Below are 18462 nucleotides of genomic sequence, written 5' to 3'. Positions count from 1 at the left end.
ACGCTATTGTGTTGCATATTCATGCACTTGATTTAAGAAACATCTCTCAACACTTCCAAGCTCATTTTGTGACAATACCTATGAATGTGGTATACTGTAAAACCCTTTGGGCGCCACCATCTTTACACTATAGAAGGAGAAAGCTGGAACCATCACACTATTTATCATCCCCCAATATTGCGACAGCTCTCGGCACTTGAGACAATTCATAAGAGGGATTTTTTAGTCCTTTCTTGTACAGTTTTTATTACACGCTAATCCTGCTTGTAACCTGCAAGCGAATGATTTGATTGATTCAACAAATAACAGGCTTGGAATGAGAGAAATTTACGGTATTTGAGACTTTCATTCAACTTACGAAACAGTAAATTATCATTATAAATCAATATATTATTTAATAAAAACCAAAAAAATAAAGCAGCTTAAAAGTTGAATGATATATTTAAATTTGAAAAAATATGTACTTTCGAAGATATCAAAAAAAACCTCTACAAGCAATGCAATAAATGTTTAAAATATAAGCTAAATTTCTCATACAATAATATAAGAGATAAAACAATAAATCCAAGATCAAGAAAAAACGTATTTCAACTCAAATTTTATTTTGATCTTTACGTTTTTTGCGCAACTGTTGCCACCACTCAAGACGTTTCACAATTTCACGCTCAAAACCACGCTCAACTGGTTTATAATAACTCTGACGTCCAAGTTTTTCGGGAAAATATTCTTGTCCTGAAAAAGCGTCTGGTTCATCATGGTCATAACAATAACCACTTCCATACCCTTCTTCCTTCATAAATTTCGTAGGTGCGTTAAGGATATGCTTAGGTGGCGGCAAAGAACCACTTTTGCGTGCACAACGCAATGCAGCTTTATACGCGAGATATGTTGCATTTGACTTTGGCGCAGTTGCAACATAAAGACAAGCTTGTGCCAACGCCAATTCTCCCTCAGGAGACCCTAAATAATCATAGGCATCCTTTGCCGCATTACAGATGACAAGAGCTTGAGGATCTGCCAAACCAACATCTTCAACAGCCATACGAACCAATCTTCGCCCAATATAGAGAGGATCTTCACCAGCATCCAACATACGTGCCAAATAATAAAGCGCCGCATCAGGATCAGATCCACGAACAGATTTATGCAAAGCTGAAATGAGATTATAATGCCCTTCTCGTCCTTTATCATAAATGGGTGCACGACGCTGAATAACCTTTTGCAAAGCAACAACATCAAGAATCTCTCCTAATGGCGCAATAGACCAAACTTCCTCTGCCAATGTCAACGCTACCCGTGCATCACCATCAGACATCTCTATCAAAACGTCTCTGGCATCATTATCCAAGGGAAGAAATTTTCCCTCCACTTCTTCAACACGCCTCAAAAGCATATCCAAACTTTCATGATCATGAGAAAGAAATGTTAAAACACGTGCACGCGAAAGAAGGGCAGCATTAAGTTCAAAAGAAGGATTTTCGGTTGTTGCACCTATAAGGACCACAGTACCATCTTCCATAACAGGAAGAAAACTATCCTGCTGTGCACGATTAAACCGATGAATTTCATCAACAAAAAGAAGTGTTTTATCCCCAGACATAAAACGTCTTTGCGCAACTTCAAAAATCTTTTTAAGTTCAGAAACTCCTGTAAAAATAGCAGAAACTTGTTCAAACGCGAAATTTGTTTCAAGGGCCAACAAACGTGCAACGGTTGTTTTTCCCGTCCCTGGAGGTCCCCAAAAAATCATCGATCCAATTGAGCCAGCAGCCACCATACGTGAAAGCAAACCATCCTCTCCAATCAAATGCTTTTGTCCTACAACATCATTGAGAGAACAAGGGCGCATTCTTTCTGCAAGTGGCTGACTTTTATTAACTTGAAGATCAAACGACGAAGTAAAAAAATCTTTCTTCAAAAAAAACCTCAACGAATAAATTGGCGAATATACATCCCATCACGTTCATATTCCAATTGCCAAGTACGCGAACGCGCTTGCATAAGAATCTTTTTCAACTGATGAACTGTTTGAATTTTATGGCCATTTACAACACGTAGGATGTCTCCTGACTGAAAAATTCCAGCAGCATTGCTCATTTCATCAAGATTGGTAATCACAACCCCTTTTGCCGATATAGGAAGATGAAAACGTTGACTATTTTGCGGTGTTAAATCTAACACTTCAGCACCAGCAAGAGGACTGTCACCCGTAATTTTTTCAGATTTTAAAAATGCAGTTTCTGATATCGATGAAACTGTTATTTGTGTTTTTAAAGTTTTTCCACTCCGTAAATATTCCAAAGCAAGACTATGATCAACGTCAGCTGTCATCAAACGATACCCAAGACTATCTGGACTGTCAACGCGTACCCCCTGCACACTTAAAATAACATCACCTACTTTCAATCCAGCTTTTTCAGCAGGACTATCTTTGATAACCTCAATAATCAAAGCACCATAGGGACGTTCTAAACCTAAACCACCAGCAATATCAGCTGTAACATTTTGAAAAGAAGCCCCAATATAAGGCGGTACAAAATATTTTCCACCGCGTTTAACAGTATCAAGCATCACTTTTACAAGATTAACCGGAATAGCAAAACCAATCCCTACAGAACCACCGGAACGCGAATAAATAGCCGTATTAATCCCGATTAACTCACCTTTCATATCAATCAAAGCGCCACCCGAATTCCCTGGATTAATGGCAGCATCTGTTTGAATAAAAAAGTCAAAATCAGAAATCCCAACACGTGTACGCGCTTGCGCTGAAACAATACCACTTGTAACTGTTTGACCAACACCAAAAGGATTACCAATAGCAAGAACAAGATCACCAACTTCAACAGTATCAGAGTTTCCCAAAGGCAAAACGGGAAATTGAGCATCTTTTTCCTTAACTTCAAGAATTGCAATATCAGTCGCTTCATCTTTGAGCACGACCTTACTCTCAAACTCTCGCCCATCAGAAAAAGCCACTTTAATTTCGCTTGCATCTTTAATGACGTGGTAATTTGTAACAATCAAACCACGTGCATCAACAATCACCCCTGATCCTAATGACGATTGCTTACGGACAGGAAAATTATTTTGAAAACGACCAAAAAATTGCTCAAAAAATGGATCACCTTCAAAAGGTGATCGTGCTCTAATTTGTCGAGCTGCATAAATATTTACAACAGATGGAACTGTCTTTTTAACTAAAGGAGCAAATGAAAGAGTGATTTCTGTTTGTGTTTGAGGAACATGAGCATATACATGATCAAATGATATCTGCATCATAATTGCAAAAAAAATCCGCACCCAAAAAGAATACCTCATAATCCACTCCTTATAAAATCAGCACATTCTGTTGAAGATTAATAGAATAAAAAACGCATCCCCGCAAACTAAGGACTTCTATTAATATTTCATAATAGAGAATAAAAACAACCTATTTGAACAATAAATATTATAAAAATAAGATAATTCAATATTCTATAATTTTCTCTCTCCACCTATTTCTCAACTAAAACAAACTTAAAAATGCTCACAAAAAAACCGCCCAAGACAAGGCGGCCTTTAAAAATCCAACAGATAAAAAAACTTTATGAAGATGTCCCCTTTTCATTCTCAGAAGTTTCTATACGAGCACGATCCCCAGCACCCTTCGCTTCAACATCACGATCAACAAATTCTATAACAGCCATTGGTGCATTATCTCCGGTACGAAACCCCGCTTTCATAATACGCAAATACCCACCGTTGCGTGACGCATAACGTGGCGCAAGCGTATCAAATAATTTTGCAACCTTTCCTGCATCACGAAGTGCTGCAATCGCTTGCCGACGCGCATGCAAACCACCACGCTTACCAAGAGTAACGAGTTTTTCAACAATAGGACGAATTTCTTTAGCCTTTGGAAGCGTTGTCACAATCTGCTCATGCTCGATCAACGAAGTTGCCATATTTGCAAACATCGCTTTACGGTGACTGGCAGTACGATTTAACTTACGTCCTGACTTACTATGGCGCATAAGCCCTCTCCTTAAATTCTAATTCTAATATTGATCTTCATAACGTTTTGCAAGATCATCAATGTTTTCAGGCGGCCACGCCGGAATTTCCATCCCAAGATGTAAACCCATACACGCCAAAACTTCTTTAATCTCATTCAACGATTTGCGACCAAAGTTCGGTGTCCGAAGCATTTCAGCTTCTGTTTTTTGAATCAGATCACCAATATAGACAATATTATCATTCTTAAGACAATTTGCCGAACGAACTGAAAGTTCTAATTCATCCACTTTTTTGAGAAGTGCAGGATTAAAAGAAAGCTCAGAGTCAGCCTCTTCAACAGGCTCCTTCTGTGGCTCTTCAAAGTTAATAAATAACGATAATTGATCTTGAAGAATGCGCGCTGCAAAAGCAACAGCATCCTCACCATTAACAGCACCGTTTGTTTCAATCGTGAGCGTTAATTTATCATAATCGAGAACTTGACCTTCGCGTGTATTTTCTACTTTATAAGATACCTTACGGATTGGTGAATAAAGACTATCAATTGGAATAAGCCCTATACGTGCATCATCAACACAATTACGATCAGATGGAACATACCCCTTTCCTGTGTTGACAATAAATTCCATGCGAATTTCAGCTTCTTCATCAAGAGTACAAATAACATGATCTGGATTTAGAATTTCCATATCCCCAACTGTACTGATATCTCCCGCTTTCACGACACCAGGCCCCTCTTTATAAACGACGACACGCTTAGGCCCTTCTTCTTCCATACGAAGCGCAATTTCTTTTATATTCAGAATAATATCCGTAACATCCTCACGCACACCTGGAATCGATGAAAATTCATGTAAGACACCGTCAATCTGCACAGCAGTAATAGCAGCACCACGAAGCGAAGATAACAACACGCGACGAAGCGCATTTCCTAACGTTAAACCAAAACCACGCTCAAGAGGTTCAGCAATCACACTTATAATATTTGGATTATCATGCGCACATGATTCAACCTTATTGGGTTTAATAAGTTCCTGCCAGTTTTTCTGGATCATATTTTTATTCCCGTTCTTTAGTTCCGTTACCATTCAATCGTAACGACCAATGTGAACATCAGAGAAATCTCCGACAACAAAAAACAACACCCAATTAAACACGCCGCCTTTTCCGCGGACGACATCCATTATGAGGAATTGGTGTTACATCGCGAATAGAAGTAATGACAAAACCAACAGATTGCAATGCACGTAGAGCAGATTCACGCCCTGATCCAGGTCCACAAACTTCAACTTCCAAAGAACGCATACCATGCTCTTGCGCTTTTCTTGCACAATCCTCCGCAGCAACTTGAGCGGCAAAAGGTGTCGATTTACGTGCACCTTTAAACCCCTGAGCCCCCGCAGATGACCAAGCAATTGCATTACCCTGAGCATCAGTAATCGTAATCATTGTGTTATTAAATGTTGAATTAATATGCACAACACCCGATGAAATATTTTTACGTTCGCGACGACGAACACGTGTGGCTTCCTTGGCCATAATTTCCCTTTCAACGATCTCATCACTGCCGTAACATCAGCAGCTCCACCTTTTTTCCTTGTCAAACAAATCAAACAAGAAAAAGAATATATAAAAACCTTCCACAAAGGCCCTTATTTCTTCTTACCAGCAATTGCCTTAGCCGGACCTTTACGCGTACGAGCATTCGTATGCGTACGCTGCCCTCGAACAGGCAAAGACCGACGATGACGCAATCCCCGATAACAACCAAGGTCCATCAAACGCTTAACATTCATAGCAACGTCACGACGAAGATCACCTTCAACTTGATAACCTTGATCTATCGCCTCACGAATCTGCAGCACCTCAGCATCTGAAAGCTCATGCACACGACGCCCCAAAGGAATACCAACTCTTTCAATAATTTCTTGAGCAAATTTTGGTCCAATCCCGTGGATATATTGAAGCGCAATAATTACACGCTTATTTGTCGGGATATTGACGCCAGCAATACGAGCCACGCCTACTCTCCTTAGTTATTTTGAAAAATTGTTATAAAATACCTGATATACCTTACAGAAAAAAAATAGACTCAGAAAAAATTCTTCCGAATCCTCTTATTTCACTAAAATAAATTAAATTTACTTCTGATAGATTTCATCTCAAAAGTCAACTCTTTTCATTTATTTCTAAAAAAAATCTCATGAAAGAAAACCTCTAATCATACGTGTCACTTCAGCAATACCAATCATTCCATCAATAACCTTCAACATTCCCCTCTCTGAATAAAATTTTGATAAGGGAGCTGTTTTTTCACGATATTCTACTAATCTTTTTGCAAAAGCAACAGGATTGTCATCTAAACGAGCCTGTTCACCAGCCGCTATTGTTTCCTCAACACGCTTCTTCATACGTTCAATCAACATGTCTTCATCAACACACAACTCAATAACAGCATCAAGCCGCATATTTTTTGAATCTAGTATCTGTTGCAACGCTTCCGCCTGCCCCACAGTTCGCGGATACCCATCCAAAACAAAACCATTGACACAATCAGCTTCATCAATCCGATCTGATACGATTTGGTTAACAATACTATCAGGAACCAAAGCACCAGAACTTATAATAGCTTTAGCTTTTTTACCAATCTCCGTTTCTTTGGCAATCACCTCACGCAACATATCTCCTGTTGATAAATGAGGAATGTTATATTCCTCAGTCAACATTTTTGCTTGCGTACCTTTTCCCGCTCCAGGAGGACCTAAAAGAATAACTCTCATCGATTCCTTCTACCTCCACGAAGTTTTGATTTTTTTATCAACCCTTCATATTGGTGAGCAACAAGATGCCCCTGAATTTGAGAAACCGTATCAAGTGTAACAGTAACAACAATCAACAAGGATGTTCCCCCAAGATAAAAAGGAACCTGTAATGCAGATATCATAAATTCAGGTAACAAACAAACCAAGATAATATAAACAGCGCCCACAACAGTAATACGCGTCAAAACATAATCAATATATTCGGCTGTACGCTCACCTGGACGAATCCCTGGAATAAAGCCAGAATGCTTTTTCAACTGATCTGCAGTATCACTTGGATTAAACACAATAGCTGTATAAAAAAAGCAAAAAAACGCCATTAAAGATGCATAAATAATCATATAAAGTGGCTGTCCATGACCAAGAGAATAAGAAATTGCCTGAACCCATTGTGGCATTTTATCAGAAAAATTATTAATAGTGGCAGGTAATAATAATAAAGATGAAGCAAAAATAGGTGGAATAACACCAGCAGTATTCAACTTTAAAGGAAGATGCGACATATCTCCTTGAAACATTTGATTACCGACCTGACGTTTCGGATACTGGATAAGAATTCGCCGTTGGGCGCGCTCTATAAAAACAATAAGCCCAATAACCAAAACCGCAATAAGAACGATTGCTATTAAAAGAAAAGTTGATAAATCAGCCTGGCTATGAGCTGTCAAAAGCTGAGCAAAAGTAGAAGGAAAGTTAGCTACAATCCCTGTAAAAATGATAAGAGAAACTCCATTACCAACACCGCGTGACGTAATTTGCTCGCCAAGCCACATGAGAAACATTGTCCCACCAACAAGTGTAATAACAGAAGAGACACGAAACATAAGACCTGGTTCTAAAACAATTTGAAGCCCTGTCCCTATACCACTTTCAAGCGCAACCGCGATACCAAAAGCTTGTAGAATTGCCAATACGACTGTTACATAACGCGTATATTGATTAATAATCTTACGACCTAAATCCCCTTCTTTTTTAAGAGTTTCCAAAGAAGGAATAATAGATGTTAATAATTGTACAATAATAGACGCTGAAATATAAGGCATTATGCCTAGAGCAAAAATTGCCATACGCCCAACAGCACCCCCAGCAAACATATTAAAGAGTCCTAATACACCCGATGCATGATGCTCAAATGTTTGCCGTAAAGCATCAATATTAATACCTGGAAGAGAGATATAAGTGCCAAAACGATATACAAGAAGTGCCGCCAGAGTAAACCAGATGCGTTTTTTTAATTCAGTTGCACGCGAAAAGGTACCGAAGTTTATATTGGAAGCAAATTGCTCTGCTGCTGATGCCATAAAACGTCTCCACTTCACACTCCAGTTCTTTAAATCACAGAAGTATAATCCTAAAATTCATATATGCATACACAAATAAATGCAGAAATTAAACAATTCTCCACAAAAGATTCCACAAAGCAGATGTAATTCTTCTTTAGGTCTCGATTCATATTAAAAAATTATCGAGCAATATCAGGAAGAATAACTTGACCACCCACTTTTTCAATCTTAACACGAGCAGCTTGTGAAGCACCAGAAACATGAAAGGTAATCTTAGCCGTCAAATCACCATCAGAAAGAAGACGAACCCCATCTTTTTCACGACGAATAATACCAGCCTCTTTCAAAGCAATCATATCAACAGGCTTTTCAATATTCAACTTACCTGCATCAACTGCCAACTGAATACGTCCTAGTGAAACTTCATTGTAGATTTTGGCAAAGAAATTTCTAAACCCACGTTTTGGCAAACGACGATAGATAGGCATCTGCCCACCCTCAAAACCATTAAGGGAAACACCAGAACGTGATTTTTGCCCTTTTACACCACGACCACCAGTCTTACCCGTACCGGAACCAATACCACGCCCAACACGCTTACGATTTTTTATTGCGCCTTCGCAGTCACGCAGTTCATTGAGTTTCATATCTAATACTCCCGCAACCCTTAACCTTCATCTATAACGCGAACAAGATGCCGAACCCGAGCAATCATACCCCGCACACAAAGTGTATCATCTAAAACGCGCCGACGACGCATTTTATTTAGTCCAAGCCCCTTTAAGGTTGCACGCTGAATCTGTGAGTTTCGAATAGGGCTTCCAATTTGCTCCACCGTCACAGTTTTACCACTCTGAGATTTTTTCTGAACCATTTTCTAATTCCTTTTCTGATAATCTCAGAAACTACCCTTCTAGGTCGACTAAATGGCGACGACGCGCCTGCAAAGTCGAATATTTTATACCACGTTGAGCAGCAATATCTCTAGGATGCATTTGATGTTTCAATGCATCAAATGTTGCACGAACCATGTTATAAGGATTCGACGATCCTAGCGATTTTGCAACGACATCCTGCATACCAAGAGCTTCAAAAATAGCACGCATCGGTCCCCCAGCAATAATACCAGTACCAGCAGAAGCCGAACGTAGCAAAACACGCCCAGCTCCGTGACGACCCTCAAGATCATGATGCAATGTACGCCCAGACCGAAGCGGAACATAAATCATCCCACGTTTTGCAGATTCCGTTGCTTTACGAACGGCTTCTGGAACTTCGCGGGCTTTACCATGTCCAAAACCCACACGCCCTTTTTGATCTCCAACGACAACAAGAGCAGCAAAACCAAAACGCCGACCACCCTTTACAACTTTAGCAACACGATTGATATGCACGAGCCTATCGACAAATTCACTATCGCGTTCTTCTCTATCACCACGTTCTTTTTGTGCCATTCCTCATTCCTTTTTCTTTTCCGGAAGCACGATAACAAAGTCCCTCATCAAACTGAAAGAACTCAAACGAAATACTCTAAACACTCCTTACTCATTCATAAATAAGAAATTTTAGAAATTCAAACCACCTTCACGAGCAGCTTCAGCTAAAGCTTTGACTCGACCATGGTACACATACGCTCCACGATCAAAAACCACCTCATTAACACCCGCTTTCTTCGCACGCTCAGCAATTAACTTACCAACAGCAAAAGCAGCTTTTTTATCCGCACCACTCTTTAACGACTTTTTTAAATCACTTTCAAGAGTAGAGGCTGAAACAAGTGTACATCCCCGCGAATCATCAATAACTTGAGCATAAATGTTCTGATTTGAACGATAAACACTAAGCCGAGGACGATCATGAGAAACCATTTTAATTCTACGACGAACACGCCTTGCACGACGTTGGATAATGTCCTTAGATGAAACCATAATACAAAATCCTTATTTCTTTTTACCTTCTTTACGGAAGATACGCTCATCTGCATGCTTAACACCTTTACCTTTATAAGGCTCAGGCCTACGATACTCACGAATTTCCGCTGCAACCTGTCCAACTTGCTGTTTATCAATTCCAGAAACAACAATTTCCGTTGGCTTAGGAACAGTCACAGTAACACCCGAAGGAACTTTATAAACCACATCATGCGAAAAGCCTAGAGATAGTTGAACATCCTTACCCTGCAAAGCAGCACGATAACCAACCCCATTAATCTCCAACCTCTTTTCAAAGCCATCTTTCACACCACAAAAAATGTTCTCAATCATTGAGCGCGACATACCCCATTTAGAACGCGCATCTTTTGACTGATCCCGCGGCATAACTGATATGATATTTTCCTCAAGTTTGACTAAGACTTCATCATTGACGACGTAACTCAGCTCACCTTTTGGACCTTTTGCCTTAACCAGCTGACCTTCAACAGTAGCAGTAACTCCAGAAGGAATTGAAATGGGTTTCTTTCCAATACGAGACATTGTTCTAACCTACTTTTTCTTCCGTTTTCTTGACATAACTTAGAAAACACGACAAAGGAGTTCTCCACCAACATTCTGTTCACGCGCCTCATGATCTGCCATAACGCCTTTAGGAGTCGATAAAATCGAAATACCAAGGCCATTTGCCACCTGAGGAAGTGACTTAGCAGAAACATACACACGACGCCCTGGCTTTGATACACGTGAAATCTCACGAATAGCAGCCAGCCCTTCAAAATACTTCAATTCGATTTCAATCTCCGCTTTTCCATCACCTAAATCAATTTGATTATATCCGCGAATATAACCTTCCGACTGAAGAACATCAAGAACGTGCGCACGAAGCTTCGAAGCTGGAGTAACTACTTTACCTTTTTTACGACCAAGTGCATTACGAATACGTGTTAACATATCACCAAGAGGATCTGACATAGACATTAAATAATCTCCTCTTACCAACTAGACTTTACAATACCAGGAATATGGCCAATAGAGCCAAGCTCACGCAACGCAATTCGCGACATTTTTAATTTGCGATAATAAGCTCGCGGACGACCTGAAACCTCACAGCGATTACGAATACGAACTTTCGAAGAATTACGCGGCAACTCTGCCAACTGAACAGAAGCTTTAAAACGTTCTTCAAGAGAAACCTTCTGATCCATAACTATTGCTTTCAAACGTGCACGACGGGCAGCATAACGTTTTACCATCACCTCACGACGCTTATTTTTTTCAACGGCACTTACTTTGGCCATAATTTCACCTCACTACGTTTGCCGTTACGAACGAAAAGGAAAATTAAAAGCACGCAATAACTCACGAGCTTCATCATCCGTTTTTGCTGTCGTACAAACAATAATATCCATGCCCCAAATTTGATCAACTTTATCATAGTTGATTTCTGGAAACACAATGTGTTCTTTAATACCCATAGCAAAATTGCCACGACCATCAAAACTCTTTGGATTTAAACCACGAAAGTCACGAACCCGCGGAAGAGCAATCGTAACAAGACGATCTAAAAACTCAAACATACGATCTTTACGCAATGTAACTTTAGCTCCAAGAGGCATTCCTTCACGAACCTTAAAGGTTGCAATAGAATTACGTGCACGCGTAACAACAGCCTTCTGACCCGTTATTAGCCCCAAATCCTCAGCAGCAAGGGAAGGCTTCTTCGAATCAGCAGTTGCTTCACCTATCCCCATATTTATTACAACTTTATCAATCCTCGGAATTTGCATCGCATTTCTGTAATTAAACTTCTCTTGAAGCACTTTACGAATTACTTCAAAATAATGCGCTTTCATACGCGGTATTTGTCTTTCCTCAGCCATTAATCAACTCTCCCGAACGCTTGGCAAAACGCACCTTATTACCATCTGCATTCATACGAAAGCCTACACGTGTAGGCTTACCATCTTTAGGATCAGCAATCGCCAAATTAGACAGATGAATCGGAGCTTCTTTAGAAATAATTCCAGCTTCTTGCTTCTGCGTTTGACGTTGATGACGTTTAATCATATTAACCCCACGAACAAAAGCCTTGTTCTCTTTTGGACTAACCCTAATTACTTCACCACTACATCCTTTATCCTTACCGGACAAAACGACAACTTTATCACCTTTTCGAATCTTCTGCATAACATTCACTCCTTACAGAACTTCAGGAGCAAGCGAGATGATCTTCATATGATTCCTACCACGCAATTCGCGAGGAACAGGTCCAAAGATACGAGTGCCGATCGGCTCTTTTTTATTATCCACTAAAACCGCAGCATTACCATCAAAACGAATGACACTACCATCTGCGCGACGAATATCCTTAGCAGTACGAACCACAACAGCTTTCATAACATCACCTTTTTTAACACGGCCACGAGGAATTGCATCCTTAACCGAAACAACAATAATGTCACCGACCGAAGCATATTTTCGCTTTGAACCGCCTAACACTTTGATGCACATGACACGACGCGCTCCAGAATTATCAGCAACATCGAGGTTTGTTTGCATCTGAATCATGACTGGCCACCTTCTCTTAACACATATATCCGACTGTACCTTTTACACACTCGGATTTGCCTGCCAAATAACGATAAAGTCATCGCTTTCAAATTTATCAATGATAAAAACACTGTTAAATTCTAAAACAATAAACTCAACTCATTACGCTACATTGTCTTTTACAACAATCCAACATTTATCTTTCGAAATTGGTCTAGATTCTTGAATAGAAACTTGATCCCCAATCTTGAATTGGTTGTTTTCGTCATGCGCTTTGTAATTTTTAGACTGCCGAACAGTCTTCTTAAGAAGCGGATGAGAATAACGGCGTTCAACTTTGACAACAACAGTCTTATCACTTTTGTCGCTAATAACAACACCCTGCAAAACGCGTTTAGGCATCTCTTATTTCCTTAAACCTTACTTTCACTTATCTTTTGACGAAGAAAAGTTTTAATACGCGCAATATCACGACGAACTTGTCTAACGCGCGCAGTCTTTTCTAATTGACCTGTTGCTTTTTGAAAACGCAAATTAAATTGCTCTTTCTTTAACTTAGCCAATTCATCTTTCATTTGGTCGAGCGTTTGCGCCCGTAATTCTGTGGCTCTCATCGCTTAACCTCATTATTCAGCAATACGCTGGATGAAACGCGTTTTTATAGGCAACTTTGCAGCACCCAATCTTAGTGCTTCACGTGCAACATCCTCCGGAACTCCATCAAGCTCAAACATGACGCGCCCAGGAGCAACACGCGCAGCCCAATAATCAACACTTCCCTTACCTTTACCCATGCGAACTTCAGTCGGTTTAGATGTAACCGGAAGATCTGGAAAAATGCGAATCCACACACGACCAGAACGCTTCATATAACGTGTAATCGCACGACGCGCCGCTTCAATTTGACGAGCCGTAACCCGCTCCGGCTCAACAGCCTTCAAACCGTAGGCACCGAAATTCAAATCCGTACCACCCTTCGAAAAACCGTGAATACGGCCTTTGAACTGTTTACGGAACTTTGTGCGCTTTGGCTGCAACATTGTTCTCTACTCCAAATTTTAGTTCAATCTCAAAACTAAGCATTTTCGCGGCGACGATTCGATGAAGAACCAGATTGATCAGCTTCCGTAGCACGACGTTCTGAAGCCATCGGATCATGCTCAAGAATCTCACCCTTAAAGACCCAAACTTTAATACCACAAATACCATAAGCGGTCTTAGCTTCTGCTGTACCGTAATCAACATCAGAACGCAAGGTATGAAGTGGAACACGACCTTCACGATACCATTCCATACGAGCAATTTCAGCACCACCAAGACGGCCAGAACAATTGATACGAATACCTTCCGCACCAAGACGCATAGCAGACTGAACAGCACGCTTCATTGCACGACGAAAAGCAACACGACGCTCTAACTGTTGAGCAATTGATTGCGCAATAATTGTCGCATCAATCTCCGGTTTACGAATCTCCACAATATTCAATGAAGTTTCAGCATCCGTCATTTCTGAGAGTTTACGACGAAGCTTTTCGATATCAGCACCTTTTTTACCAATAATCAAACCAGGACGTGCAGAATGAATCGTAATACGACACTTTTTATGAGGACGCTCAATAACGACCTTAGAAATAGCCGCCTGCTTAAGCTCCTCAAGCACATATGAACGAATTTTCAAGTCTTCATGAAGAAGGCGCCCATATTCACCACTATCAGCATACCAACGAGAATCCCAAGTCCGATTAACACCAAGACGAAGTCCTATTGGATTGATCTTCTGACCCATTACGCGGCCTCCACTTTTTCGGTAATTTCACGAACAATAACAGTAAGATGCGAAAACGGACGTTCAATTCTACTCGCACGCCCTCGACCACGAACATGAAAGCGCTTCATCACTATCGACTTACCAACATAAGCTTCCGCCACAACAAGCGAATCAATATCAAGATCGTGGTTATTTTCTGCATTTGCAATTGCTGATTCAAGCGTTTTTTTCACAGTACCAGCAATACGCTTGCGTGAAAACATCAAATCAGCCAGAGCGACATTAACTCTTTTACCACGAATCATTGCAGCAACTAAATTAAGCTTCTGCGGACTAACACGAATTGTCCGTGTGACAGCTCTTGCTTCATTATCTTTAAGCTGGCGCGAAACTTTAGCTTTTCCCATTCCTACTTCCTCTTCGCTTTTTTATCGGCACCATGACCATAATAAGTCCGGGTAGGAGCGAACTCACCAAACTTATGCCCAACCATCTCTTCAGAAACAGAAACAGGAATATGCTTATTACCGTTGTAAACACCAAAAGTTAAACCAACAAATTGCGGTAAAATAGTAGAGCGACGACTCCATATTTTTATAACTTCGTTGCGCCCACTTGCACGTACCTTCTCTGCTTTACCAAGAAGATAGCCGTCAACAAACGGACCTTTCCACACTGAACGAACCACCTCAGACTACCTTTCTCATTTCTTGCGTTGATGACGCGTACGCATAATAAATTTATCAGTGGCTTTATTGGAGCGCGTACGCTTACCTTTCGTAGGTTTACCCCAGGGAGAAACTGGATGGCGCCCCCCCGATGTACGACCTTCACCACCACCGTGTGGATGATCAACGGGGTTCATAGCAACACCACGAACATGTGGACGTTTACCACGCCAACGTGACCGCCCCGCCTTACCATCATTAATATTCCCATGATCAGGATTTGAAACAGCGCCAACAGTTGCAAAACAGCTACTCGGAACCAAACGCTGCTCACCAGAATTTAAACGAAGAATAGCCATACCATGATCTCGTCCAACCAACTGCGCATAAGCACCTGCTGAACGTGCAATCTGTCCGCCTTTCCCTGGCTTCATCTCAACATTATGAATAATTGTACCTACAGGCATATTAGCAAGAGGCATAGCATTACCTGGTTTAACATCCACATTTAAACCAGCCATAACAGAATCACCAACACCAAGACGCTGTGGTGCAAGAATATAACTCAATTGCCCATCCTCATAGCGGATTAAAGCAATAAAAGCGGTACGATTAGGATCGTATTCTAAACGCTCAACCTTTGCTGAAACATCACGTTTAAGACGCTTAAAGTCGACAAACCGATAACTACGTTTATGTCCACCACCCTGAAAACGAGCAGTAACACGACCGCGATTATTACGTCCACCCTTTGAAGATAAACCTTCAGTTAACATCTTTACAGGTTTTCCCTTATAAAGACAAGAACGTTCCACAATAACAAGCTGACGTTGCCCAGGTGTCGTTGGATTAAATTGCTTAAGTGCCATTATTCCTATCTCCGAGCCTCTTAAAGACCTGTCGAAACGTCGATAGTCTGACCACTGGCCAGAGTCACGATCGCTTTTTTGACATCACTCTGCCGACCAACTATACCTTTGAAACGCTTCACTTTACCCTTACGGACTATCGTGTTAACTGCTTTAACTTTTACGCTAAAAAGCGCTTCAATAGCAGCCTTAATTTCAGGCTTCGTCGCTTTCGGCGCGACATTAAAAGCAACTTGATTATATTCAGAAATCATTGTCGCCTTTTCAGTAATAACTGGACTAATAATTATATCATAATGGCGAAGATCTGTCATTTAAAACGCTCCTCAAGAGCCTCAACAGCTGCTTTTGATAAAACAAGTTTGCTGCGACGCAAAATATCATAAACATTAATTCCCTGAATAGGCAAAATGTCAATATTAGGGATATTAGAGGCTGCACGAAAAAAGTTAATATCAATCTCTTTACCATCAATCAAGAGAGCGTTATTAAATCCAAGCTTAGAAAAATGAGAAACAAGCATTTTCGTTTTAGCATCCTTAACAGTCAACTCATCCACAATAATTAAATCTTTTGCTTTTAATTTTGCAGATAAAGCAAGACGTAACCCAAGAGCACGAATCTTTTTAGGAAGATCATGCGCATGGCTACGAACCACCGGTCCATGTGCCTTACCCCCACCCCTAAACTGCGGTGCACGTGCAGATGAATGTCGAGCACGCCCAGTTCCTTTCTGTTTAAACATTTTTGCCCCTGTTCGCGACACATCAGAACGACCTTGGGATTGATGACTTCCCTGCTGACGACGTGCAAGCTGCCAACGAACAACACGTTGCAAAATATCCTCACGCGGAACAAGATCAAAAATAGCTTCAGAAACCTTTAATTTGCCAGCTTCATTACCATCAAGAGTTTTAATTACAAGATCCATTATTAGGCTCCCTCAACCTCAGAGGTTTCCGTCACCGGAGTAACCATTTCCGCTTTCTCCTTCACAAGACGGCGAATACCAGCAGGCTTTGGAGCATTATCAGGAAGACGCTTCTTCACAGCATCCCGTATCAAAATCCAAGAACCTTTAGAACCAGAAACAGCACCACGCACTAAAATTAAACCACGCTCACTATCAGTGGAAATAACTTCAATATTCTGTGTTGTTACACGCACTTGCCCCATATGGCCAGCCATTTTTTTACCTTTAAAAACTTTACCAGGATCTTGGCACTGCCCTGTAGAACCATGAGCACGATGTGTAATCGAATTACCATGAGAAGCACGATGTCCACCAAAGTTATGTCGTTTCATAACACCAGCAAACCCCTTACCAATACTGGTACCAGTCACATCAACTCTTTGTCCTGGAACAAAATGTTCCACTGTAATCTCAGTACCAACATCAAGAAGATTGTCGGGACTCACACGAAACTCTGCTATTTTGGCTTTAGGCTCAACAGAAGCCTTAGCAAAATGTCCACGAAGAGCTTGTGAAGTATTCTTAACCTTAGCAAAGCCTACACCTAATTGAACAGCAGTATAACCATTCTTTTCAACTGTACGCTGAGCAACGACTTGACAATTCTCCAAACGAAGTACCGTCACCGGCACATGCTCACCAGCATCATTATAAATACGGGTCATGCCCAGCTTCTGTGCTATTACACCTGAACGCATCGGGTCTGTTCCTTCTGTCCTCAAACCTCAGAGCTTAATTTCTACATCCACACCAGCAGAAAGATCGAGCTTCATAAGCGCATCCACTGTTTGCGGCGTTGGATCAACAATGTCAAGAAGACGCTTATGTGTTCGCATCTCAAACTGCTCACGACTTTTCTTATCGATATGCGGTCCACGATTGACCGTAAACTTCTCAATCCGCGTCGGAAGCGGAATGGGACCACGGACATTTGCACCGGTACGTTTAGCAGTCGATACGATCTCACGCGTCGACGTATCAAGAATTCTATGATCAAACGCTTTCAAGCGAATGCGAATATTCTGACTGTTCATGCTCTTTATTTCCCTGTTATACAAAGTGCCTTCAATAATCAAAGCACTCAACAAGCATTATTTATTCAATGATCTTAGAGACGATACCGGCACCAACAGTACGACCACCTTCACGAATAGCAAAACGAAGTTTCTCTTCCATCGCTATCGGAACGATCAACGAAACATCCATCGCAACATTGTCACCTGGCATAACCATTTCCGTTCCTTCTGGAAGCGTAACAATACCTGTAACATCCGTCGTACGGAAGTAAAACTGAGGGCGATAATTCGTGAAAAATGGTGTATGACGCCCACCTTCATCTTTTGTCAAAATGTAAGCTTCTGCTTTAAAACGTGTATGAGGTGTAACGGATCCTGGCTTTGCCAATACTTGACCACGCTCAATCCCTTCACGATCAACACCACGTAGCAGAGCCCCTATATTATCACCCGCTTGACCTTGATCCAAAAGCTTGCGGAACATTTCAACGCCTGTAACCGTCGTCTTAGACGTTGGACGAATACCGATAATCTCGATTTCCTCTCCAACTTTAATAACACCACGCTCAACACGACCCGT

At 41.0% G+C, this 18462-nt stretch carries 30 protein-coding genes; all 30 read right to left on the bottom strand.

The window, feature by feature from the left end; translation table 11 throughout:
* Window positions 1-592: 592 nt before the first annotated feature.
* Entirely contained in the window at window positions 593-1918 is a 1326-nt protein-coding gene (locus ACFIJL_RS02535; protein WP_375622351.1) for a replication-associated recombination protein A, read from the bottom strand.
* Window positions 1919-1926: 8 nt separating this feature from the next.
* On the bottom strand, window positions 1927-3321 hold the full coding sequence (locus ACFIJL_RS02530; protein WP_375622350.1) for a DegQ family serine endoprotease: 1395 nt from the start codon (window positions 3319-3321) through the stop codon (window positions 1927-1929).
* A gap of 266 nt (window positions 3322-3587) precedes the next feature.
* Window positions 3588-4016, bottom strand: coding sequence for a 50S ribosomal protein L17 (gene rplQ, locus ACFIJL_RS02525; protein ID WP_375622349.1), 429 nt, complete (start codon window positions 4014-4016; stop codon window positions 3588-3590).
* Window positions 4017-4040: 24 nt separating this feature from the next.
* Window positions 4041-5054, bottom strand: coding sequence for a DNA-directed RNA polymerase subunit alpha (locus ACFIJL_RS02520; protein WP_375622348.1), 1014 nt, complete (start codon window positions 5052-5054; stop codon window positions 4041-4043).
* Window positions 5055-5148: 94 nt separating this feature from the next.
* Window positions 5149-5538, bottom strand: a complete 390-nt coding sequence (gene rpsK / locus ACFIJL_RS02515) for a 30S ribosomal protein S11 (protein ID WP_007347762.1) — start codon at window positions 5536-5538, stop codon at window positions 5149-5151.
* 113 nt (window positions 5539-5651) lie between these two features.
* Window positions 5652-6020, bottom strand: coding sequence for a 30S ribosomal protein S13 (gene rpsM / locus ACFIJL_RS02510; protein WP_375622347.1), 369 nt, complete (start codon window positions 6018-6020; stop codon window positions 5652-5654).
* Window positions 6021-6200: 180 nt separating this feature from the next.
* Window positions 6201-6779, bottom strand: a complete 579-nt coding sequence (locus ACFIJL_RS02505) for an adenylate kinase (RefSeq protein ID WP_375622346.1) — start codon at window positions 6777-6779, stop codon at window positions 6201-6203.
* Window positions 6776-8122, bottom strand: a complete 1347-nt coding sequence (secY, locus tag ACFIJL_RS02500) for a preprotein translocase subunit SecY (RefSeq protein ID WP_375622345.1) — start codon at window positions 8120-8122, stop codon at window positions 6776-6778. Before secY ends, ACFIJL_RS02505 begins: the two co-directional genes overlap by 4 nt.
* 161 nt (window positions 8123-8283) lie before the next feature.
* On the bottom strand, window positions 8284-8751 hold the full coding sequence (gene rplO / locus ACFIJL_RS02495; protein ID WP_375622344.1) for a 50S ribosomal protein L15: 468 nt from the start codon (window positions 8749-8751) through the stop codon (window positions 8284-8286).
* A 20-nt stretch (window positions 8752-8771) separates the two neighbouring features.
* Window positions 8772-8978 carry a 50S ribosomal protein L30 gene (gene rpmD, locus ACFIJL_RS02490; protein ID WP_375611481.1) on the bottom strand — a complete coding sequence of 69 codons (207 nt, stop codon included), beginning with the start codon at window positions 8976-8978 and terminating at the stop codon, window positions 8772-8774.
* A gap of 31 nt (window positions 8979-9009) precedes the next feature.
* On the bottom strand, window positions 9010-9558 hold the full coding sequence (gene rpsE / locus ACFIJL_RS02485) for a 30S ribosomal protein S5 (protein ID WP_375622343.1): 549 nt from the start codon (window positions 9556-9558) through the stop codon (window positions 9010-9012).
* Window positions 9559-9669: 111 nt separating this feature from the next.
* Window positions 9670-10032, bottom strand: a complete 363-nt coding sequence (rplR, locus tag ACFIJL_RS02480) for a 50S ribosomal protein L18 (RefSeq protein WP_375622342.1) — start codon at window positions 10030-10032, stop codon at window positions 9670-9672.
* Window positions 10033-10044: 12 nt separating this feature from the next.
* A complete protein-coding gene (gene rplF / locus ACFIJL_RS02475; RefSeq protein WP_273791413.1) occupies window positions 10045-10578 on the bottom strand; it encodes a 50S ribosomal protein L6 in 534 nt (177 codons plus the stop codon).
* Between the two features lie 39 nt (window positions 10579-10617).
* Complete coding sequence (gene rpsH / locus ACFIJL_RS02470) at window positions 10618-11016, bottom strand: 30S ribosomal protein S8 (protein ID WP_015856577.1); 399 nt, start codon at window positions 11014-11016, stop codon at window positions 10618-10620.
* Between the two features lie 14 nt (window positions 11017-11030).
* Entirely contained in the window at window positions 11031-11336 is a 306-nt protein-coding gene (gene rpsN / locus ACFIJL_RS02465) for a 30S ribosomal protein S14 (protein ID WP_005773283.1), read from the bottom strand.
* A gap of 24 nt (window positions 11337-11360) precedes the next feature.
* The gene (rplE, locus tag ACFIJL_RS02460) at window positions 11361-11918 is read right to left on the bottom strand and encodes a 50S ribosomal protein L5 (protein ID WP_375611477.1); all 558 of its coding nucleotides are present in this window, start codon (window positions 11916-11918) and stop codon (window positions 11361-11363) included.
* Entirely contained in the window at window positions 11911-12225 is a 315-nt protein-coding gene (rplX, locus tag ACFIJL_RS02455; protein WP_375622341.1) for a 50S ribosomal protein L24, read from the bottom strand. The genes rplE and rplX overlap by 8 nt, the downstream gene beginning before the upstream one ends.
* A gap of 12 nt (window positions 12226-12237) precedes the next feature.
* The gene (gene rplN, locus ACFIJL_RS02450) at window positions 12238-12606 is read right to left on the bottom strand and encodes a 50S ribosomal protein L14 (protein ID WP_004859184.1); all 369 of its coding nucleotides are present in this window, start codon (window positions 12604-12606) and stop codon (window positions 12238-12240) included.
* A gap of 144 nt (window positions 12607-12750) precedes the next feature.
* Window positions 12751-12990 carry a 30S ribosomal protein S17 gene (gene rpsQ, locus ACFIJL_RS02445; RefSeq protein WP_012231991.1) on the bottom strand — a complete coding sequence of 80 codons (240 nt, stop codon included), beginning with the start codon at window positions 12988-12990 and terminating at the stop codon, window positions 12751-12753.
* Window positions 12991-13001: 11 nt separating this feature from the next.
* On the bottom strand, window positions 13002-13202 hold the full coding sequence (rpmC, locus tag ACFIJL_RS02440) for a 50S ribosomal protein L29 (RefSeq protein ID WP_375606714.1): 201 nt from the start codon (window positions 13200-13202) through the stop codon (window positions 13002-13004).
* Window positions 13203-13214: 12 nt separating this feature from the next.
* Window positions 13215-13628 (bottom strand): 50S ribosomal protein L16, encoded by a 414-nt coding sequence (gene rplP / locus ACFIJL_RS02435; protein ID WP_375606715.1) that lies wholly within the window; start codon window positions 13626-13628, stop codon window positions 13215-13217.
* Window positions 13629-13663: 35 nt separating this feature from the next.
* A complete protein-coding gene (gene rpsC, locus ACFIJL_RS02430) occupies window positions 13664-14374 on the bottom strand; it encodes a 30S ribosomal protein S3 (protein WP_273791408.1) in 711 nt (236 codons plus the stop codon).
* Window positions 14374-14763 (bottom strand): 50S ribosomal protein L22, encoded by a 390-nt coding sequence (gene rplV, locus ACFIJL_RS02425; protein WP_375622340.1) that lies wholly within the window; start codon window positions 14761-14763, stop codon window positions 14374-14376. Before rplV ends, rpsC begins: the two co-directional genes overlap by 1 nt.
* Before the next feature lie 2 nt (window positions 14764-14765).
* Complete coding sequence (gene rpsS, locus ACFIJL_RS02420; RefSeq protein WP_004855734.1) at window positions 14766-15044, bottom strand: 30S ribosomal protein S19; 279 nt, start codon at window positions 15042-15044, stop codon at window positions 14766-14768.
* 15 nt (window positions 15045-15059) lie between these two features.
* Window positions 15060-15893, bottom strand: a complete 834-nt coding sequence (gene rplB, locus ACFIJL_RS02415) for a 50S ribosomal protein L2 (RefSeq protein WP_375611474.1) — start codon at window positions 15891-15893, stop codon at window positions 15060-15062.
* A gap of 20 nt (window positions 15894-15913) precedes the next feature.
* The gene (locus ACFIJL_RS02410; RefSeq protein WP_273723987.1) at window positions 15914-16207 is read right to left on the bottom strand and encodes a 50S ribosomal protein L23; all 294 of its coding nucleotides are present in this window, start codon (window positions 16205-16207) and stop codon (window positions 15914-15916) included.
* Window positions 16204-16824 (bottom strand): 50S ribosomal protein L4, encoded by a 621-nt coding sequence (rplD, locus tag ACFIJL_RS02405; RefSeq protein ID WP_375613145.1) that lies wholly within the window; start codon window positions 16822-16824, stop codon window positions 16204-16206. The genes ACFIJL_RS02410 and rplD overlap by 4 nt, the downstream gene beginning before the upstream one ends.
* Window positions 16825-16826: 2 nt before the next feature.
* On the bottom strand, window positions 16827-17564 hold the full coding sequence (rplC, locus tag ACFIJL_RS02400) for a 50S ribosomal protein L3 (protein ID WP_273791404.1): 738 nt from the start codon (window positions 17562-17564) through the stop codon (window positions 16827-16829).
* A 27-nt stretch (window positions 17565-17591) separates the two neighbouring features.
* A complete protein-coding gene (rpsJ, locus tag ACFIJL_RS02395) occupies window positions 17592-17900 on the bottom strand; it encodes a 30S ribosomal protein S10 (RefSeq protein ID WP_005773267.1) in 309 nt (102 codons plus the stop codon).
* Window positions 17901-17961: 61 nt separating this feature from the next.
* Window positions 17962-18462: EF-Tu/IF-2/RF-3 family GTPase (locus ACFIJL_RS02390; protein ID WP_375622339.1), on the bottom strand; the 501-nt coding region annotated here is incomplete at its 5' end.

The organism is Bartonella sp. TT119HLJHH (assembly GCF_042193385.1).
Lineage (GTDB): Bacteria > Pseudomonadota > Alphaproteobacteria > Rhizobiales > Rhizobiaceae > Bartonella.
This window is presented reverse-complemented; position numbering and strand designations above follow the sequence as displayed.

Excerpts from the sequence above, each read along its gene's own strand:
- ACFIJL_RS02530 (WP_375622350.1), bottom strand. The coding sequence starts at position 3,321 with ATGAGGTATTCTTTTTGGGTGCGGATTTTTTTTGCAATTATGATGCAG.
- rplQ (WP_375622349.1), bottom strand. The coding sequence starts at position 4,016 with ATGCGCCATAGTAAGTCAGGACGTAAGTTAAATCGTACTGCCAGTCAC.
- ACFIJL_RS02520 (WP_375622348.1), bottom strand. The coding sequence starts at position 5,054 with ATGATCCAGAAAAACTGGCAGGAACTTATTAAACCCAATAAGGTTGAA.
- rpsK (WP_007347762.1), bottom strand. The coding sequence starts at position 5,538 with ATGGCCAAGGAAGCCACACGTGTTCGTCGTCGCGAACGTAAAAATATT.
- ACFIJL_RS02505 (WP_375622346.1), bottom strand. The coding sequence starts at position 6,779 with ATGAGAGTTATTCTTTTAGGTCCTCCTGGAGCGGGAAAAGGTACGCAA.
- secY (WP_375622345.1), bottom strand. The coding sequence starts at position 8,122 with ATGGCATCAGCAGCAGAGCAATTTGCTTCCAATATAAACTTCGGTACC.
- rplO (WP_375622344.1), bottom strand. The coding sequence starts at position 8,751 with ATGAAACTCAATGAACTGCGTGACTGCGAAGGCGCAATAAAAAATCGT.
- rpmD (WP_375611481.1), bottom strand. The coding sequence starts at position 8,978 with ATGGTTCAGAAAAAATCTCAGAGTGGTAAAACTGTGACGGTGGAGCAA.
- rpsE (WP_375622343.1), bottom strand. The coding sequence starts at position 9,558 with ATGGCACAAAAAGAACGTGGTGATAGAGAAGAACGCGATAGTGAATTT.
- rplR (WP_375622342.1), bottom strand. The coding sequence starts at position 10,032 with ATGGTTTCATCTAAGGACATTATCCAACGTCGTGCAAGGCGTGTTCGT.
- rplF (WP_273791413.1), bottom strand. The coding sequence starts at position 10,578 with ATGTCTCGTATTGGAAAGAAACCCATTTCAATTCCTTCTGGAGTTACT.
- rpsH (WP_015856577.1), bottom strand. The coding sequence starts at position 11,016 with ATGTCTATGTCAGATCCTCTTGGTGATATGTTAACACGTATTCGTAAT.
- rpsN (WP_005773283.1), bottom strand. The coding sequence starts at position 11,336 with ATGGCCAAAGTAAGTGCCGTTGAAAAAAATAAGCGTCGTGAGGTGATG.
- rplE (WP_375611477.1), bottom strand. The coding sequence starts at position 11,918 with ATGGCTGAGGAAAGACAAATACCGCGTATGAAAGCGCATTATTTTGAA.
- rplX (WP_375622341.1), bottom strand. The coding sequence starts at position 12,225 with ATGCAGAAGATTCGAAAAGGTGATAAAGTTGTCGTTTTGTCCGGTAAG.
- rplN (WP_004859184.1), bottom strand. The coding sequence starts at position 12,606 with ATGATTCAGATGCAAACAAACCTCGATGTTGCTGATAATTCTGGAGCG.
- rpsQ (WP_012231991.1), bottom strand. The coding sequence starts at position 12,990 with ATGCCTAAACGCGTTTTGCAGGGTGTTGTTATTAGCGACAAAAGTGAT.
- rpmC (WP_375606714.1), bottom strand. The coding sequence starts at position 13,202 with ATGAGAGCCACAGAATTACGGGCGCAAACGCTCGACCAAATGAAAGAT.
- rplP (WP_375606715.1), bottom strand. The coding sequence starts at position 13,628 with ATGTTGCAGCCAAAGCGCACAAAGTTCCGTAAACAGTTCAAAGGCCGT.
- rpsC (WP_273791408.1), bottom strand. The coding sequence starts at position 14,374 with ATGGGTCAGAAGATCAATCCAATAGGACTTCGTCTTGGTGTTAATCGG.
- rplV (WP_375622340.1), bottom strand. The coding sequence starts at position 14,763 with ATGGGAAAAGCTAAAGTTTCGCGCCAGCTTAAAGATAATGAAGCAAGA.
- rplB (WP_375611474.1), bottom strand. The coding sequence starts at position 15,893 with ATGGCACTTAAGCAATTTAATCCAACGACACCTGGGCAACGTCAGCTT.
- ACFIJL_RS02410 (WP_273723987.1), bottom strand. The coding sequence starts at position 16,207 with ATGACAGATCTTCGCCATTATGATATAATTATTAGTCCAGTTATTACT.
- rplD (WP_375613145.1), bottom strand. The coding sequence starts at position 16,824 with ATGGATCTTGTAATTAAAACTCTTGATGGTAATGAAGCTGGCAAATTA.
- rplC (WP_273791404.1), bottom strand. The coding sequence starts at position 17,564 with ATGCGTTCAGGTGTAATAGCACAGAAGCTGGGCATGACCCGTATTTAT.
- rpsJ (WP_005773267.1), bottom strand. The coding sequence starts at position 17,900 with ATGAACAGTCAGAATATTCGCATTCGCTTGAAAGCGTTTGATCATAGA.